Here is a 15,811-nt window from a genome sequence, read left to right as displayed (position 1 = left end):
CTAAAACCCAAAGAAGGTTACTTCATGCAAAATAGCATCCGTACCATTCTCTTTCATGCATCCGCAGCGGCCCTGATCGGTGGGGGGATGGCTTTGCCAACGCCCGTATCCGCCCAGGTTACCGCGCAGCAAGCCAACATCCAAAGCCGGATTGCCGATGAAAACCGCCGCCGCCTTGAACAGGAAGACGCAGGTTCGAGCACGCGGCAGTCAGGGCCGGGGGTTATTACAGACGAGATCAACCGCCGCGATCTACCGCCGAGCGGCGGGCCAACCGTATTGCTGCGCAGCGTCACCATCGGGCCCGAGTCTGCCTTTCTGACACAGGAAGAACTGGCACCGATCGCGGCGAAATACCGTGGCAAGCGGGTGGATTTCTCGCAGATTTCCGAACTGGTCCGGGATGTTAACGATCTATACGCCGAAAAGGGTATCGTCACCGCGGCCGCGATCTTGCCGCCGCAGAACCTGAATGCAGGCAACCTCGAGATCCGGTTGGTCGAAGGGCAGTTGGGCAATGTGGCTTTGGTCGGTGAACGCACGTCGACAGATGAATTTGTCTTTGACCGTGTGACCCTTGCCAAAGGCACCACCGTTGATGTGCCCACCGCCAGCAAGGACATTGAACTTTTCAACGCGACCAACCGCGCCCAGCTGCGGCTTTTGTTGCAGCCCGGAGCCGAGTTTGGCTATACCGATCTGCTGCTTGGCATCACGGAGCCGCCCAAAACCGAGCTCGAGGTTTACGTGGATAACCAAGGCGTTACCTCCACGGGCGAAGTCCAGCTGTCGGCGCTTTACCGTCGCTATGGCATCATGGGCAATGACGATACGTTCCTGACCTATCTGTCCTTCAGCGAAGGCAGCTCTTCGGGCACTTTGCGCTACGAGTTTCCGATCAACACCTATGGCACACGTCTGGCCGCAAGCGTCACGGCGTCCAACATTGCTGTTGTTGCAGGGCCGACCACGGTGCTTGATATCAGGGGCAAATCCAAATCGGCAGACCTGAGCCTGTCGCACCCGTTGTTCATCAATGACCGCTGGACGGTGCTTGGCACGGCATCGGCCTTTGCCGGAACCAGCACATCTGCATCCGCAGGGGTGCCGCTTGTGGACAGCAAGACCGTCAAATACGCGCCCGGCGTCACCCTGTCCTATCGCGGGGATAACGGGTCGGTTGCCACACAAATTCAGGGCGTATTCGCCAAATCAACGGATAATATCGCCAGCACCGACCGTGATATCTTTCTGCTGGCGGGGTCGTTCAACGGACAATACCGTTTTGCCAACGGGCTGACCTATGTGGGCTCCGGGGCATGGCAACATTCCAACGACAAGCTGTTGCCCGGCAACCTGCTGTTCCAGATCGGCGGCCCGACAACGGTGCGCGGCTATCCGGCAGATGGTGTTGCGGGCGATAGCGGCTATTACGTCAGCTCGGAACTGCACAAACAGTTCGAGGTGAAGGGCAAGCCCTTGGACGGGTTTGTCTTTGCGGATTTCGGCGAGGTCTATTCAACCTTCCCAAGCCACACCACATTGATCTCGGCAGGGCTTGGCGTGAACTACAGCTTCAGCAAATACGCAAGCGGCACCTTGTCGATTGCGGCCCCGATCAAAGAGTCGCTGACCAACCAGTCCGACTATGTGATCTCGGGGATGCTGACGCTTAGCGCCTTCTAATCGTCTAACCACTGTTTGCATGTTGCGGGCTTGGTCAAACCCGCTGTGGCCCGATCGCCGCCATTACCCCCGTCGCTGTCGCCAGCGGCGGGGTGTGCGTTTCTGGCCCTCGTTTTGGGCGGATCAAGGGTTGCGTTGGACATCCCTGTGCCTGACACGTTATTCTCGGATCATGCTCCAATCGTGTTGCAGCCAGCTTTTCAAAGGAGATCACCATGAACCTACCTTACGAATCCGCCCATGAAGAATTGCATTACATCAATCGCTCGGGCTGGTTACGGGCATCTGTTTTGGGGGCCAATGACGGCATCGTATCGGTTTCATCCCTGATCGTCGGTGTTGCGGCGGCGGACCCAAGCCCGAATGCGATTTTGGTGGCCGGGGCGGCGGGGCTTGCGGCGGGTGCAATGTCTATGGCGGCTGGCGAATATGTGTCGGTCAGTTCGCAATCGGATGTGGAGCGCGCCGATATCGCGCGTGAAAAGCAGGCCCTGATCGACACGCCGGAAGCCGAAGAAGCAGAGCTGGCTTCGATCTATCATGCCCGTGGACTGTCGCTTGAAACAGCCAAATTGGTGGCACGCGAACTGACCGAAAAAGACGCGCTCGGCGCGCATATCCGCGACGAGCTTGGCCTGTCCGATGTCCATGCGGCCAATCCGATGCAAGCGGCACTTGCGTCGGGCTTCACCTTTACCATCGCCGCGGCGCTGCCGCTTATCGCAGCCATTCTGGCACCTAGTGACAAGATTATCCCGACCGTGGTGATCGCGACCTTGATCTGTCTTGCCGGTCTGGGTGCTTTGGGCGCACAAGTCGGCGGCGCGCCCAAGCTGCGCGCGACGGCCCGCGTCTTGTTCTGGGGGGCCGCTGCCATGGCCATCACGGCCGCTGTGGGGCATCTCTTTGGGGTCAGCGTTTAAGGGCGGCAATCGGGGGGCGGTAAACCCGATCAGACCGCCCCTTCACATCCCCGCTGGGGCAGTCACCGTTGTCAGCGTTGCGGTGGTTAGAAGGATAAGCGCGACAAGGACGGCTTCGATCGCGATGGAACGGCGCAGTTTTACCGCGGCGTCCTGATCCTGGCGCAGCAACGCGGGTGTCAAAAGCAGCTTGTTCCAAGCCGCCAACCCCAGCAGCGCCGTAAAACTGCCGATCTTGAGGATGAAAAGCTGCCCGTAAGCTGTGGTGATCGCGGTCAGGGGGGTGCCCGTCAAAAGCCATAAGGTGACCACGCCCGACACCGCAAGCACCCCGACAAACCAGACGGCAGATTGGCCGAAACGATGGGCAAGCATCCCCGCAGTTGCCCGATCCGTCCCCGCAAGCCGGTAAAGCGGCGCAAAGGCTCCGATCCAGAACGCCACGGTCACAATGTGCAGGGTGATCAGCAGGCCAAGCACGATGCGCGGTTCGGCCAGCGCGTGCCCCCGAAACGCAAAGGACGCGGCAACCAGCACTGCGCCGATCACCGACAGGGCAGTTCCGATGCGCGCGGGGATCAGCAGCGCCAGAACAAGCGCCAGCCCGAGGAGGCGCAGGGCAATGCTTGTCCCCAGCGGGCTTTGCGCGACCATTGTCAAAATCATCGGGTCAAAAGCACCCTCCCAGGTGCCGCCCATCAAAAAGCTGGCCCGCAGGGGCAGCCGCGCGACTGACAAAACCGCCGCTGCAAGCGCGCAGAACACCGCAAGGCGCACAAGCCACCCGCGCTCAACGGCGGGCAGGGGGCGCAATGAGACGTAGGACAACACGGACCCTGCTGCAGTCAGGGACGTGGCATAGACCAGCGCCTTGACGCAGATCGCGATCCAGACCAGCGCGTCGGCCCCTGCTATTGCATCCAACATGGCCTTCTACTCGGCGATGTCAAAGCTGAACTGGCCCTGCATGGGATGCCCGTCCGCTGCCAGACCGCGCCATTCCACCGTGTATGTACCCGCCGAAAGCGCGGGCGGTGTGGCGGCAAAATCGCTGACGGGTTGCATGTTATCGCTGCGTGTCAACGCGTGGTCCGTACCGTCTTGGTCGCGCAAGGAAATCAGGGTCACGCGAAGGGGCATGTCAAAGGTCATGGCGATGGTTTCGGGCGATATTGCGAGGACCGCACCATCCGCTGGCACCGTCGCCTGCTTTTTGGAATGTGCGGCGGTCTGGCCCGCTGCAAAGGTCAGGGCAAACAGGAAAACCGCGGCAAGTGTTATGGGGCGTCTCATGGCAAATTCCTTTTAAAACAGTCTAGTTGATACCGTTAGCACGTTGCACCGCGCGAACATATGCCACGATTGTGCCGATGTCTGCGGCGGTCAGCCCCTTGACCGGGGCCATGTCGCCGAAAGTCCAGTGGTGCGATTTTACCCCGTACAGGGCGGCCCGCTCAAAGGATATATCGCCGTGATGACCGGGTTCGTAAATCTTGTGGATCAGCGGCGGGGCGATGCCGTCACGTCCGGCACCGTTGGTGCCATGGCAATCCGCGCAGCTGGCGTTGAATGCGGTTTCGCCCATCTTCTCGCGCGTGCTCAGTGATGCAGGCAGGGTTACGGTGACCATAGGACCGCCCGGCGTGGTTTCGGTCACCGGTTCTGACACTGTCGGCCATAAAAGCCACAGGCCCCCAAGGGTCGCAACGGCGGCGGTGATCACGGCGATTTTGATGCGCATTGTGTTGTCTTCCATTTCACTCAAAGGGGCGCTGGCCGGAGAATAACCCCGGCCAGCCGCGTGTTCGTTTATTCCGGCATCATGGCGTTGACGGCATACATGCCATCCGCGCCCTTGATCAGCATCAAGATGACCTCATCGCCTTGCGCAACACCGTCGATGACGGCGTCGGGGGTCAGGGCCATGTCCATCGTCATCGCAGGCCAGCCGATTTCGGGGATCGGTTCGTGGCTGACATTGACGGTGCCGTCACCGATGGCATTGACGATGGCCTTGGCGTGAACAGCGCCTTCGATCTGTGCGTCGCTCATCGGCATGTTGGAATGGTCCATGGTCGAATGGTTTGTTTGCGCCATCGCCATGGGCGCGGTCAGGGTCAGTGCAGAAATCAAGAGAGAGAGGGTTTTCATAAATCGTCCTTTCGGGTTGGGGTGTTATTCGGCGGGGTGGGCAGCTGCGGCGATGCCGTCTGGCTGCAACAAACTGCGGTTGACCCGTTTCAGGGCCAGCCGCTTCCAGATCACAAAGATCGACGGAATGACGAAAAGCGTAAGCAGCGTGGCGGTTGCCATACCGCCCAGCATCGGGGCTGCGATGCGTTGCATGATTTCCGATCCGGTGCCGGTGCCGTACATGATGGGGATCAACCCGGCAAAGATCGTGGCAACGGTCATCACCTTTGGGCGCACACGCAGCAATGCGCCCTCAAAGACAACTTCCTCGACGTCCAGCGGGGTCATCGCCCGCGCTTCGGCTGCGGCCAGTTTGCGGCGCTTTTCCCATGACAGGTTGAGGTAGAGCAGCATGACGATAGCGGTCTCGACCGCGACACCGGCAAGGGCGATGAACCCCACCAGAACGGCGACCGAGATGTCAAAGCTCAGATACCACAAGAACCACACGCCCCCCGCCAATGCGACGGGCAGGGCGGCCAGAATGATGCCGACTTCGATCACACGGTTGAATGCCATGAACAGCATCAATGTGATAATCAGCAAGGTTGCAGGGGCGACCAGCTTGAGCCGCTCTTGCATGCGCTGGATGTATTCATACTGCCCCGACCACGTGATCGAATAGCCGGCCGGCAATGTGACACCGGCGGCCACGGCGGCGCGGGCTTCGTCGACATAGCCACCCAGATCGCGGCCCGCGATGTCGATGAACACAAACCCCGTGCGCCGTGCGTTTTCGGACCGGATCATGCCGGGACCGTCAACGATGCTGATCTCGGCCAGGGCCCCCAGAGGGACATGCGCCCCCGACGGCGTGACCACCGGCAGATCGCGCAAGCGTTCGGGGCTGTCGCGCCAGTCTTGCGGATAGCGCAGATTGATCGGAAAGCGTTCCAGCCCCTCGACAGATTCAGACACCTGCATGCCCCCGATCGCGGTTTGCACCACGTCCTGAATGTCGCGCACGCTCATCATAAAACGGGCGGCGGCGTCGCGGTTGGGGTTGATCTCGATGAACCGCCCGCCGATGGGACGTTCGGCATAGGCCGAGGTCGTGCCGTCAATTTTGGACGTGATGCGTTCGACCTCGATCCCGATCTGTTCGATCACGCCAAGGTCGGCACCAGATATTTTCACCCCCACCGGTGTTTTGATGCCCGTGGCCAGCATGTCGATCCGGTTCTTGATCGGCTGTATCCACACATTGGTCACACCGGGGATCTGCACGACGCGGTCCAATTCGGCGCGGATCTTGTCCATCGTCATGCCCGCGCGCCATTGCGCTTCGGGTTTCAGCTGGATCGTCGTCTCGATCATGGTCAAGGGGGCCGGATCGGTGGCGGTATCGGCGCGGCCCAGTTTGCCATGCACGGTCAGCACCTCGGGCACGGTCGCGATCAGGCGGTCGGTCTGTTGCAGCACCTCACGCGCCTTGCCAATCGACACACCGGGGTAAAGCGAGGGCATGTACAGAAAATCACCCTCGTTCAGCTCGGGCATGAATTCGGTCCCGATGCGCTGCAAGGGCCACGCCATCGACGCCACCAGCACACCTGCCAGAACGGTCGTCGCCCACGGCCACGCAACCGCTGCATCCAGAAAGGGGCGGTAGACCCAGATCACCAGCCGGTTGAGCGGGTTCTTGCGTTCGGGGATGATCCGGCCGCGCACGAAATACCCCATCAGCACCGGCACCAGCGTGATCGACAGGATCGCGGCAGCGGCCATGGCATAGGTCTTGGTAAAGGCGAGCGGTTTGAACAGCCGGCCTTCCTGGCTTTCCAGCACAAACACCGGCAGAAAGCTGACCGCGATAATGGCGAGCGAAAAGAACAGCGCGGGGCCGACTTCCTCGCAACACTCGGTCACGATGCGCCAGCGGTTCTTGTTGGTCAGCTTTTCGGTCTCAAGCCTTCGGTGCATGGCTTCGATCATCACAATCGCCGCATCCACCATTGCGCCAATCGCGATGGCAATGCCGCCCAGCGACATGATATTGGCATTCACCCCTTGCAGCTTCATGATGATAAACGCCGCAAAGATACCCAAGGGCAGCGACAGCAGGATCACCAGCGATGATCGCAAATGCAGCAAGAACGCAGCACAAACCAGCACAACCACGATGAATTCTTCGGTCAGCTTGTGTTGCAGGTTTTCAATCGCGCGCTCAATCACGCCTGCGCGGTTATAGGTCGTCACGATCTCCACGCCCTCGGGCAGGCTGGCGCGCAAGACGTCTATGCGCGCCTCGACGGCCTTGATCGTGGTCAGCGCATTGCCGCCCCACCGCAGGATCACCACGCCGCCCACGGCATCGCCTTCGCCCTCGAATTCACCCACACCGCGTCGCATTTCCGGCCCAAGCCGGATGTCGGCCACATCGCCCAGCGTGATGGCGGCACCGCGCGCGTTCACGATCAACGGCGCTTTGGCGAGGTCGGCCAATTCGTCAACATAGCCGGTCGAGCGGACCATGAATTCGGCCTCTCCCATCTCGATCACGCTGCCGCCTGTTTCGCGGTTTGCGCCCTGGATGGCGGCCCTGACCTGTGCCAGCGGGATGTCATAGGCGCGCAGTTTGTTGGGGTCGACCACGACCTGATATTGCTTGACCATGCCGCCGATCGTGGCCACCTCGGAGACACCATCGACGGTCTGTAATTCGTATTTGAGGAACCAGTCCTGAAGCGTTCGCAGTTCAGCCAGATCATGCCCGCCGCTGCGGTCGATCAGGGCATATTGATAGATCCAGCCCACACCGGTCGCGTCCGGCCCAAGCTGGGGGGCCACCCCTTCGGGCAGATTGGCGGTGATCTGGCCCAGATATTCCAGCACCCGCGTCCGCGCCCAATACAGATCGGTGCCGTCTTCAAAGACGACGTAAACATAGCTGTCGCCAAAGAACGAAAAGCCGCGCACGTCGCTTGCCCCCGGCACGGCGAGCATCGCGGTGGTAATGGGATAGGTGATCTGGTCCTCGACGACCTGCGGGGCCTGACCGGCATAGGACGTGCGCACAATCACCTGCACGTCCGACAGATCGGGGATCGCATCCACAGGGGTCGTGCGGATGGCCCAGACCCCCGCCACAGCCATCATAAGCGCCAAGGCAATCACGATCACCCGGTTCGCGATAGAGGCGCGGATCAGGGCGGCGATCATTGGGTCGCCCCCGACAGTTTGGCGAACCCGACCAGCGTCATCGAGAAATCAGGATTGCGGCTGAGAAGCAGGTTGATTTCCTGACCCAGCGGCAGGCTGGCCAGATCGACCAAAGGATCAACGGCAAAACCCATCGTCATGCCGGGCATCCCGATATCCATCATCGGCCCATGGGTGATGTTCGCCATCCTTGCGGCCGGATCAACGGTATTGATCGTGCCTGTCACCTCGATTGGCGGGGCGGCAGGGTCGGCTGCCGACAGGATCATGGTCATGCCATCAGGGCGCGCGAATGTCAGGGTCATTTTCTGGCCGATGGCCAGAGCAGCCGTATCCAGCGCGGGGTCTACGGCAAAGCCCATCGTCATGCCCGGCATGCCGATCTGGGTCATGGGGCCATGGGTGATCGTCGCCATTCCGGTGGCGGGGTCTATTGCATCAATCGTGCCGGAAACCACGATGGGTGGGGCCGCAGGTTCAGGCGTTGGTTCAGCCACAGCTTCAGGCATCGCGTCGCTGCGCAGGGCAACAATGGTGAACAACCCGTCTTCGCCCTTGGACAGGTCGAATTCCACAGGCTGGTCAAGCGGCACATCGGCGGCATCAATTCCCGCGACATCCATGTCCATCTGCATCGCAGGCCAGCCCAAGGCGGGAATGGGGTCATGGGCCATCGTCAGTTTGCCGTCGCTTGTCACGGCCAGAACACGCCCCATGCCAGTGGCAGCAATGCCATCGTCGCTGCCAAGGGCGATCAGGCTGAGCAGGCCATCGGCACCGCGCGCGGCCTGAAAGGCAACGTCCTGACCCGCCGCAAGCCGATCAAGGGCTAGGTCGGCACGGATGGCAAAGCGCGATGTCATGGCAGGCCAGTCCAGCGCCTCGAGCGCGCCGTGGCGGATCGTGGCGACCCGCGTCTTGGCGTCAAGCGCCACCAATGTGCCGGTGCCGCGTGCAGGTGTTGCATCGGTCGGGGCCATGCGCATCAATCCCGCATTCAGCGCGCTTTCGCTGTCGATCAGGAATTGCGCAGAGGCCACAACCTCTTCTCCGGCGGCAAGACCCTGTACAACTTCGGTCCGGCCCCCTTCGCCGAAACTGTCGCGCAGGCCGGTGGTGATCAGGCGGGGTTTGAACGTGCCTTCGCCGGTTTTCAGGATCACGCGTTCGGCCGACCCTGTGCGGATAATCGCTTCGGTCGGGACGGTCAGCGCCATGCGCGACTGGTTCGGTGTCAGGGTGACGGTGCCAAACATATTGGGACGCAGCAGGCCATTTGCATTGTCAAAGCGCAGACGCACCGGCAAGGTCCGCGTCTTTGCGTCAAGTTCGGGATAGATATAATCGACTTTGCCCTCAAAGACCTGCCCGTGCAGATGTTCGAACTGCGCCACTGCCTGCATGTTATCGGTCAACCGCGCGATATCGCGTTCAAACACATCAACGACCAGCCAAACCGCACTGGTATCGGTCAGCGACATCGCCCTCACGCCGGGTTGCAAATACATACCCTCTGCGGCCTCGAGCGAAATGACAACACCGTCCTGCGGGGCAAGCACTTGGATATTTCGGGCGATTTCGCGGCTGGCTTCAACCTTTTTGATCTGCTGTTCGGACATGCCCAGACTGCCGAGCTTGCTGCGGGCGGCGTCAACAATGCGGCGGTCACCGGCCTCGAGCGCGCGGATCAGATCCCCCGAGGACGACCCGATCACCTGCGAGAACATCTCGAACAGCACATCGCCTTTGCGCACCGGATCGCCAACAGCACGCAGGTTCAGCTTTTCGATCCAGCCGTCAACGCGGGTGTGAACATGGCTGGTCAGGTGTTCGTCATAGCGCACAAAGCCCACGGTTTCGATGCGCGGCGAGATTTCAGCGGTCTGTGCAATCGCCGTGCGCACCCCGATGGCGTTGATCTCGGCGCGCGACAGCGTCACTTCTGCGGGATCGCCCGACGGTTCCTGCCCCGCCATCACAGGGATCAGATCCATCCCCATCGGCGATTTTCCGGGGCCGGGTTGCCGGAAATTCGGGTCCATCGGGGCGACCCAATACAAGATTTCATCCGCTCCGTTTCCGGCCATTTCGGACGGGTTCAGATACAGTCTTTCCAGAAATACGCCACCTGCCACACCGACAGAGAGTGCAAGAACACTCAGGGCTGAATATCGTCCACGCATGGTCACCTCGACACCGGCCTCGTTCGCGAAGCCGTGTTTGATCAATCACAAATGTGCTGCCCGCAAAGCAGGGGCAGTCACCCGAAATTCATCAAATCTGTTGAGGAGGGCGGTCTTTTGTCTCGCGGGGGAATGAGGGCAGGCCGCTGTGATAATCACACGGCTGGCCATTCGTGAGGAAGGCGTCTGACGCGACCGAGGCGACAGGCACGGATGCTTCCTGGAAGCAGCAGACCGAGGACATGCAATGCACCGTATTTTCGTGATCGCTGTGGTCTGGTATCGTACTCTGCGCGGCAGGTGCCATCGACGAATGACCCATCGCCGAATGATCCATTCCGGCATGGTCCATCGGACCGGATGCCATCTGGTGCAGCGTTGGCGCGTCCTGCGAAGCCACAGCGGCGCTTGGCAAAATGGCATTCATCAGCAAGGCAAGGACAAGGACCAACGATCCTATCCCGCGCAGCTTGGACCAAGGTCCTGATTTGTGCAAATTACCATTCATGCGCTCTTAATCTCTTTGGCGCGCGCGGAATTCAAGTGAGAACTTTGTGATCAAAGGCGGCGGGGGTGAAACATTTCGCGCGATAGGCAGCATTTTTCCGGCCAAGTTGATCTGTGTCAAAGACAAATTCAGATGGGCGAATGTATTTGGCGCATCAATCAAGGGACGTCGGAGACGTTCAAAGGGCCTTGGCACAGAGCAAAGCCGCGCCTGATCCACCCCCGTCCCAAAGGACACCGAGATGAAACATACTTTCGCTGTTAACCTTGGCCCCGCCAAAGCCGCGTGGGGAGTTCTGTCAGGACCATCAGCGTTTCGCCCGGTTTTTCATGAATTTGCGGGGCGATTGCCCAGCCGACGAGGCATCGAATGAGCGATAAAAGCGATACAGGACTGCCCTTGGAAATCATCAATCATAACGGGGGCAGCCCCGCAGGCGTCGCGGCACGTGGCTGGTTTCGCAAACGCTATCTGCTGGTGCTGCTGGTGCCGGTGTTCCTGTTTACCGGTGCGGTGATCGGGATGTATTTCCAGCCGCCGGGCCTGCAAAAATTCTATGCGCTGACAGGGTTGCAGCCGGGCGGCGGGTCTGCGTCCCCGATCGCGCTGCCGCCCGACATTGATCTGCCTCAGGACATGGTCGAAACCATGCGCGTGACCGATGTGGTGGGGCTTGCGCGGCTGATGCCACGCGGCGATGTGTCGGTCGTGGCGGCCCCGTTTGGTGCGGGCGATGCAAGGGTGGCGGAACTGCTGGTGGCCGAAGGCGACAGGGTCGAAAAAGGCACGCCGGTGGCGCGGCTGGACAATCACGACGTGCTGGCCGGTGCGGTTCTGCTGGCCGAGGCCACGGTTGCCATCCGCGAGGCCGCGCTGGTGCAGACCCGTGCAAGTGTCCAAAACAGCCGTGACGAAGCGCAGGCGGCGCTGGATCAGGCCCGCAGCGCGGCAACCGAGGCGGAAACCGATCTGGCCCGCACCCGCGCGCTGTTTGACCGCGGTGTTGCCACCCGCAGCACATTGGATGCGGCATCGGCGGCCAGCCAGCAGGCATCGCTTGCGGTTGCCAAAGCCCAAGCGACCCTTGCGCGTTTTGCCGCCGTGGCGGTGGACCAGCAACCCGATGTGATCGTGGCGGCGCGCAATCTGGATGCGGTCAAGGCCGATCTGACCCGCGTGCGGCGTGATCTGGCACGCGCTGATGTGCTGGCCCCGATCAAGGGGACGGTGTTGAACATCCACGCCACAGCGGGGCAACGCCCGCCCGCAGACGGCATCATGGAAATCGGCGATACCGATCACATGATGGCCGAGGCCGAGATTTATCAGGACCGGATCGTTCAGGTTCAAAAGGGCCAACCGGTGGAGCTGGTCTCGACTGCGCTTGGCCGGACATTTCAGGGGCGGGTCAGCTTTATCGGGCTGACGGTCGGACGGCAGGGGTTGGTGTCGGATGATACGGCGGCCAATACCGATGCACGGGTGATCCGCGTGTTGATCGAACTGGATGCGGCGTCATCCCTGCTGGCATCGCGCTTTACCAATCTTGAGGTCATCGCCCGTATCGACACCCACGCGGCCGTGGCGAAATGAAACGTCTGTTGCGCGCGATCCTGGGACGTTTGCCGATTGGCTGGCTGCAACTGACCCACAGCCGCCCGCGCTTTGCCGCCGCCCTTGCCGGTGTGGCCTTCGCCAATGTGCTGGTGTTTGTGCAACTGGGGATCATGAATTCGATGGCGACCGCGACCATGAAGCCTTACGGATTTTTCAACGCCGACATCATGATATCGTCTGGGGATGCGAATTCCATGACCGAGGGCGGCAATGTCGCACGGCAATGGTTGCTTCAGGCGCTTGGCGATCCGCAGGTGGTTTCGGGCGCGGGGCTCTTTGTCGGAAACGTATCATGGCAACGCCCGACCAAGACGCTGGGCCTGACGACCTATGGGCTTGACCCGACGGTCGGTTTTTTTGCCCCCGCGATCGCTGGCAAAGCGGCGGTTTTGCAATTGCCGGGGGCGGGGTTGCTGGACCGGTTCAGCCGTGGCCTGCCCAAAGACGTGGCCGCCGCGATCCGCCCCCAGACCCCGCTGTCCTTTGAGGTGTCGGGCGAAACATTGACCCTGTTCGACACATTCGCAGGGGGCGGGGGCTTTGGCGGTGACGGCTATATGATGCTGTCCGACCAAAGTTTTTTGCGGCTTTTTCCGGCGCGCACCTCAGCGGCCCCCGATCATATCTTGTTGCGCATCGCTGCGGGGGCTGATCCCGACACGGTTGCCGCGCGTTTGGCGGGGCTGATCTCGGACAAGAGCTTGCGGGTGCGCAGCTTTGCCGCCGCCGCGCAGGAAGACCTGTCCTACCAGCAAACCAAACGGCCCACGGGGATCATATTCGGCTTTGGCGTGATCATCGGCATTCTGGTGGGGATCGTGATCGTCTATCAGGTGCTGTCCACTGATGTGTCCGACCACATGCGCGAATACGCGACCTTCAAGGCGATGGGATACAGCCATCGTTTCTTCCTTGGCATCGTGCTGGAGGAAGCGCTGATCCTTGGGGTGTTGGGGTTTATCCCGGGTTTCCTTGTGGGAACGGCGATCCTGACCGGCATGGCGGCGGCGACCACGCTGCCTTTGCAGATGACCTTTGGCATGGCCGCATCGGTGTTTGTGGGCACCGTGATCGCCTGCACCTTGTCGGGGGCCATCGCCACGCGGCGGTTGGTGCGCGCTGATCCCGCCGATCTGTTCTGATGGGGTATCGCAATGGGCAGCAATGATCCGATCGCCGTCACGGGGCTGAACCACTGGTTCGGCACAGGCGAGGCCCGCAAACAGGCGGTTTTCGATGTGAACCTGACCGTGGCGCGCGGCAGCCTGACGGTTCTTGTGGGGCCATCGGGGTCTGGCAAGACCACCGTGCTGACGCTGCTGGGGTGCCTGCGCGAGGTGCAGGACGGGTCGGTGCACCTGTTGGGGCATGAATTGCACGGCGCGCATCCGACGCTGCTGACGAGCCTGCGCCGAAGGCTCGGGTTCATCTTTCAGGCGCATAACCTGCACGAAAGCCTGACCGCGCAGCAAAACGTGATTATGGGGCTGGATGTTCACGGCAGATTGTCCGCCGGTCAGGCCGAAGCTGCGGCGGACCATGTGCTGGACCTGGTCGGGCTGGGGGACCGTCTGGCGTATCTGCCCGCCAATTTGTCAGGCGGCCAGAAACAACGGGTCGCCGTGGCGCGTGCCTTGGTGGGCAACCCCGATGTGATCTTTGCCGATGAACCCACAGCCGCGCTGGACCGTGAAAGCGGCGCGAATGTCGTGGCGATGATCAAGCGCCTTGGCCATGAACGCGGCACCACCACGGTCATGGTCACCCACGACAACCGCATCCTTGATCAGGCCGACAGGGTCATCACCCTGGAGGACGGGCGCATTGTGGATGATACGCTTTAGGGTTTTGTGATGCCGCCAATTCATTCCCCCGGCCTGCGGGCGGATGAATTTTACCCGAATGGATTGCGTTTTTTGATTTTGCTCAATCGGCGCGACGTCTCGCTTGTTAGACGATGAAGAGCCTAACCAGTAATATGGAGACTTCACATGTCCTACCAAGACTTTCTTCCTGCAAATTGGATCAGGAACCAGAACCCCGCCGTTAACCCCTTTTTCGCCCTGCGCAAAGAAGTCGACAGCCTGTTTGACGATTTTGGCGACGGCATTTTCACCGGTGCGAACAAGGTGTTGGTGCGCTCGAACGTCAGCGAGACCGATAAGGAATTCACCATCACCGCCGAATTGCCCGGTCTGACCGAAGAAGATGTCGATGTGTCCGTGACCGGCGACCGCATCGTCATCAAGGGCGAAAAGAAAACCGAGAAAGAAGAGAAAGGCGACGAGGAAGGCCGCGCCTATCATCGCATTGAACGCACCTCGGGATCGTTCGAGCGCATGATGACATTGCCGTTCACGATCGACCCCGACAAGGTCGAGGCCGTGGTGAAAGACGGCGTTTTAAAGGTCACAATTGCCAAGCCGCCGGAAGCCGTCACAAAGACCAAGAAAATCAATGTGGGCTACGACAAGTAGATTTCCGGGGGTGGCTGCGCAGGGGCGGGGCCACCCTAATTCAAGGACAATGCTACAGGTCGGGCATGGGTCGGCAGAGAGTTGCATTCTGCCAAGGGCCACACGCACGGCCTGCAACCGGTGGTTTGGTGTCGCAGCGCAACCATGCTGAACACCCCGATTTTCACAAAGGAACGGACCCATGTTTCACAATATCCTTCTGGCATATGACGGCTCTGACAACGGGCGGCGGGCTTTGGAAACGGCTTGCGAGTTTTCCAAAAAACTCGGGGCTGACCTGAAGATCGTTCACGTCCTGATGCACGGTCGCCCGCCGCAGGAACTGGTCCGGATGGCCGAGGTCGAACATCTGGTCAAGCAGGTTCAAACCAGCCCATCGCTCCAGCTTGTGCTGCCCGACGGGCGGCCCGCCGAGATGCTGCGGCAGGGTGCCTTGGATGGTGGGTCAGCGCGGGTGATCTCGGCGTTGGGGGACCAGTTGGTCGCCAATGCAAAAGAGCGCTGCAAAACACTGGGTGCGCAAAACGTCACCGGATCGGTGCGGTTGGGCGACCATGCCGAAGAAATTCTGGATGCCGCGAACGAGGCGGGGGCCGATATGATTGTGATCGGTTCCAGAGGGTTGGGGAAAATCAGAAGCGCTGTTTTGGGAAGTGTTTCGCAAAAGGTAATTCACAACGCCACGCAGACGGTTGTGGTGGTCAAGTAACCCGATTTCGGGCGCGCGCCCGGGGTCGGGTGGTCAACGCAAGGGGTCTCGGCCAATCAGTGGATGCGCCAGATTTTGCGCAGCTTGCTGACGCTGGTTTCGGGAATTTTGAAATAGCGCGCGATTTCGCCATCCGACAAACCCAGATCAACAAAGGTTTCCAAAACCCGTCTTGGCATTGCGCCAAGCTCGGCGATATGCGGGCAGATCCTGGGCGGTACTTGTGCATGCGGCGATGGGGCCGCATTGCCGGATTCCAGTCTAGAAATATGGGAAGTGTCTTTATCATTCATGTGCAGGTCCCACGGCAGCCATAATCAGGATACAAATTGCAGTGAATCCTGTCTGCGGAA

At 60.6% G+C, this 15,811-nt stretch carries 15 protein-coding genes; 7 read left to right on the top strand and 8 right to left on the bottom strand.

Translation table 11 applies throughout. The features are described from left to right. Positions 1–24 precede the first annotated feature (24 nt). A complete protein-coding gene (locus HGT1_RS11325) occupies positions 25–1,686 on the top strand; it encodes a ShlB/FhaC/HecB family hemolysin secretion/activation protein (RefSeq protein WP_176250048.1) in 1,662 nt (553 codons plus the stop codon). A 215-nt stretch (positions 1,687–1,901) separates the two neighbouring features. Beyond that, a complete protein-coding gene (locus HGT1_RS11320; RefSeq protein WP_176250047.1) occupies positions 1,902–2,609 on the top strand; it encodes a VIT family protein in 708 nt (235 codons plus the stop codon). Positions 2,610–2,651: 42 nt separating this feature from the next. Here HGT1_RS11320 and HGT1_RS11315 read toward each other — a convergent pair whose 3' ends face one another. From HGT1_RS11315 to HGT1_RS11285, 7 genes are all read right to left on the bottom strand, one after another. Next, positions 2,652–3,536, bottom strand: a complete 885-nt coding sequence (locus HGT1_RS11315) for a copper resistance D family protein (protein ID WP_176250046.1) — start codon at positions 3,534–3,536, stop codon at positions 2,652–2,654. A 6-nt stretch (positions 3,537–3,542) separates the two neighbouring features. Continuing rightward, positions 3,543–3,902 (bottom strand): copper resistance CopC family protein, encoded by a 360-nt coding sequence (locus HGT1_RS11310; RefSeq protein WP_176250045.1) that lies wholly within the window; start codon positions 3,900–3,902, stop codon positions 3,543–3,545. A gap of 22 nt (positions 3,903–3,924) precedes the next feature. After that, a complete protein-coding gene (locus HGT1_RS11305) occupies positions 3,925–4,350 on the bottom strand; it encodes a cytochrome c (RefSeq protein WP_176250044.1) in 426 nt (141 codons plus the stop codon). A 68-nt stretch (positions 4,351–4,418) separates the two neighbouring features. Then, on the bottom strand, positions 4,419–4,760 hold the full coding sequence (locus HGT1_RS11300; RefSeq protein ID WP_176250043.1) for a copper-binding protein: 342 nt from the start codon (positions 4,758–4,760) through the stop codon (positions 4,419–4,421). Between the two features lie 24 nt (positions 4,761–4,784). Beyond that, entirely contained in the window at positions 4,785–7,964 is a 3,180-nt protein-coding gene (locus HGT1_RS11295) for an efflux RND transporter permease subunit (protein ID WP_176250042.1), read from the bottom strand. After that, positions 7,961–10,192 (bottom strand): efflux RND transporter periplasmic adaptor subunit, encoded by a 2,232-nt coding sequence (locus HGT1_RS11290; protein WP_308791275.1) that lies wholly within the window; start codon positions 10,190–10,192, stop codon positions 7,961–7,963. The genes HGT1_RS11295 and HGT1_RS11290 overlap by 4 nt, the downstream gene beginning before the upstream one ends. A 46-nt stretch (positions 10,193–10,238) precedes the next feature. Next, entirely contained in the window at positions 10,239–10,655 is a 417-nt protein-coding gene (locus HGT1_RS11285) for a hypothetical protein (protein WP_176250041.1), read from the bottom strand. A 369-nt stretch (positions 10,656–11,024) separates the two neighbouring features. On the opposite strand from HGT1_RS11285, the gene HGT1_RS11280 reads away from it, so the two are divergent. From HGT1_RS11280 to HGT1_RS11260, 5 genes are all read left to right on the top strand, one after another. Then, a complete protein-coding gene (locus HGT1_RS11280) occupies positions 11,025–12,248 on the top strand; it encodes an HlyD family efflux transporter periplasmic adaptor subunit (protein ID WP_176250040.1) in 1,224 nt (407 codons plus the stop codon). Beyond that, positions 12,245–13,414: an FtsX-like permease family protein gene (locus tag HGT1_RS11275; RefSeq protein ID WP_176250039.1), complete on the top strand. Its 1,170-nt coding sequence runs from the start codon at positions 12,245–12,247 to the stop codon at positions 13,412–13,414. Before HGT1_RS11280 ends, HGT1_RS11275 begins: the two co-directional genes overlap by 4 nt. A gap of 12 nt (positions 13,415–13,426) precedes the next feature. Then, on the top strand, positions 13,427–14,116 hold the full coding sequence (locus HGT1_RS11270) for an ATP-binding cassette domain-containing protein (protein WP_176250038.1): 690 nt from the start codon (positions 13,427–13,429) through the stop codon (positions 14,114–14,116). Positions 14,117–14,263: 147 nt separating this feature from the next. Beyond that, complete coding sequence (locus HGT1_RS11265) at positions 14,264–14,749, top strand: Hsp20/alpha crystallin family protein (protein ID WP_176250037.1); 486 nt, start codon at positions 14,264–14,266, stop codon at positions 14,747–14,749. Between the two features lie 181 nt (positions 14,750–14,930). Beyond that, entirely contained in the window at positions 14,931–15,458 is a 528-nt protein-coding gene (locus tag HGT1_RS11260) for a universal stress protein (protein ID WP_176250036.1), read from the top strand. A 56-nt stretch (positions 15,459–15,514) separates the two neighbouring features. On the opposite strand, the gene HGT1_RS11255 is transcribed toward HGT1_RS11260, so the two are convergent. Next, entirely contained in the window at positions 15,515–15,751 is a 237-nt protein-coding gene (locus HGT1_RS11255; protein WP_176250035.1) for a hypothetical protein, read from the bottom strand. Positions 15,752–15,811: the final 60 nt, after the last annotated feature.

This window comes from Sulfitobacter sp. HGT1, assembly GCF_013282155.1.
GTDB lineage: Bacteria > Pseudomonadota > Alphaproteobacteria > Rhodobacterales > Rhodobacteraceae > Sulfitobacter.
This window is presented reverse-complemented; position numbering and strand designations above follow the sequence as displayed.

What these genes read in the sequence shown, in the direction of transcription:
- HGT1_RS11325 (WP_176250048.1), top strand. Translation starts at nt 25, where the DNA reads ATGCAAAATAGCATCCGTACCATTCTCTTTCATGCATCCGCAGCGGCC.
- HGT1_RS11320 (WP_176250047.1), top strand. Translation starts at nt 1,902, where the DNA reads ATGAACCTACCTTACGAATCCGCCCATGAAGAATTGCATTACATCAAT.
- HGT1_RS11315 (WP_176250046.1), bottom strand. Translation starts at nt 3,536, where the DNA reads ATGTTGGATGCAATAGCAGGGGCCGACGCGCTGGTCTGGATCGCGATC.
- HGT1_RS11310 (WP_176250045.1), bottom strand. Translation starts at nt 3,902, where the DNA reads ATGAGACGCCCCATAACACTTGCCGCGGTTTTCCTGTTTGCCCTGACC.
- HGT1_RS11305 (WP_176250044.1), bottom strand. Translation starts at nt 4,350, where the DNA reads ATGCGCATCAAAATCGCCGTGATCACCGCCGCCGTTGCGACCCTTGGG.
- HGT1_RS11300 (WP_176250043.1), bottom strand. Translation starts at nt 4,760, where the DNA reads ATGAAAACCCTCTCTCTCTTGATTTCTGCACTGACCCTGACCGCGCCC.
- HGT1_RS11295 (WP_176250042.1), bottom strand. Translation starts at nt 7,964, where the DNA reads ATGATCGCCGCCCTGATCCGCGCCTCTATCGCGAACCGGGTGATCGTG.
- HGT1_RS11285 (WP_176250041.1), bottom strand. Translation starts at nt 10,655, where the DNA reads ATGAATGGTAATTTGCACAAATCAGGACCTTGGTCCAAGCTGCGCGGG.
- HGT1_RS11280 (WP_176250040.1), top strand. Translation starts at nt 11,025, where the DNA reads ATGAGCGATAAAAGCGATACAGGACTGCCCTTGGAAATCATCAATCAT.
- HGT1_RS11275 (WP_176250039.1), top strand. Translation starts at nt 12,245, where the DNA reads ATGAAACGTCTGTTGCGCGCGATCCTGGGACGTTTGCCGATTGGCTGG.
- HGT1_RS11270 (WP_176250038.1), top strand. Translation starts at nt 13,427, where the DNA reads ATGGGCAGCAATGATCCGATCGCCGTCACGGGGCTGAACCACTGGTTC.
- HGT1_RS11265 (WP_176250037.1), top strand. Translation starts at nt 14,264, where the DNA reads ATGTCCTACCAAGACTTTCTTCCTGCAAATTGGATCAGGAACCAGAAC.
- HGT1_RS11260 (WP_176250036.1), top strand. Translation starts at nt 14,931, where the DNA reads ATGTTTCACAATATCCTTCTGGCATATGACGGCTCTGACAACGGGCGG.
- HGT1_RS11255 (WP_176250035.1), bottom strand. Translation starts at nt 15,751, where the DNA reads ATGAATGATAAAGACACTTCCCATATTTCTAGACTGGAATCCGGCAAT.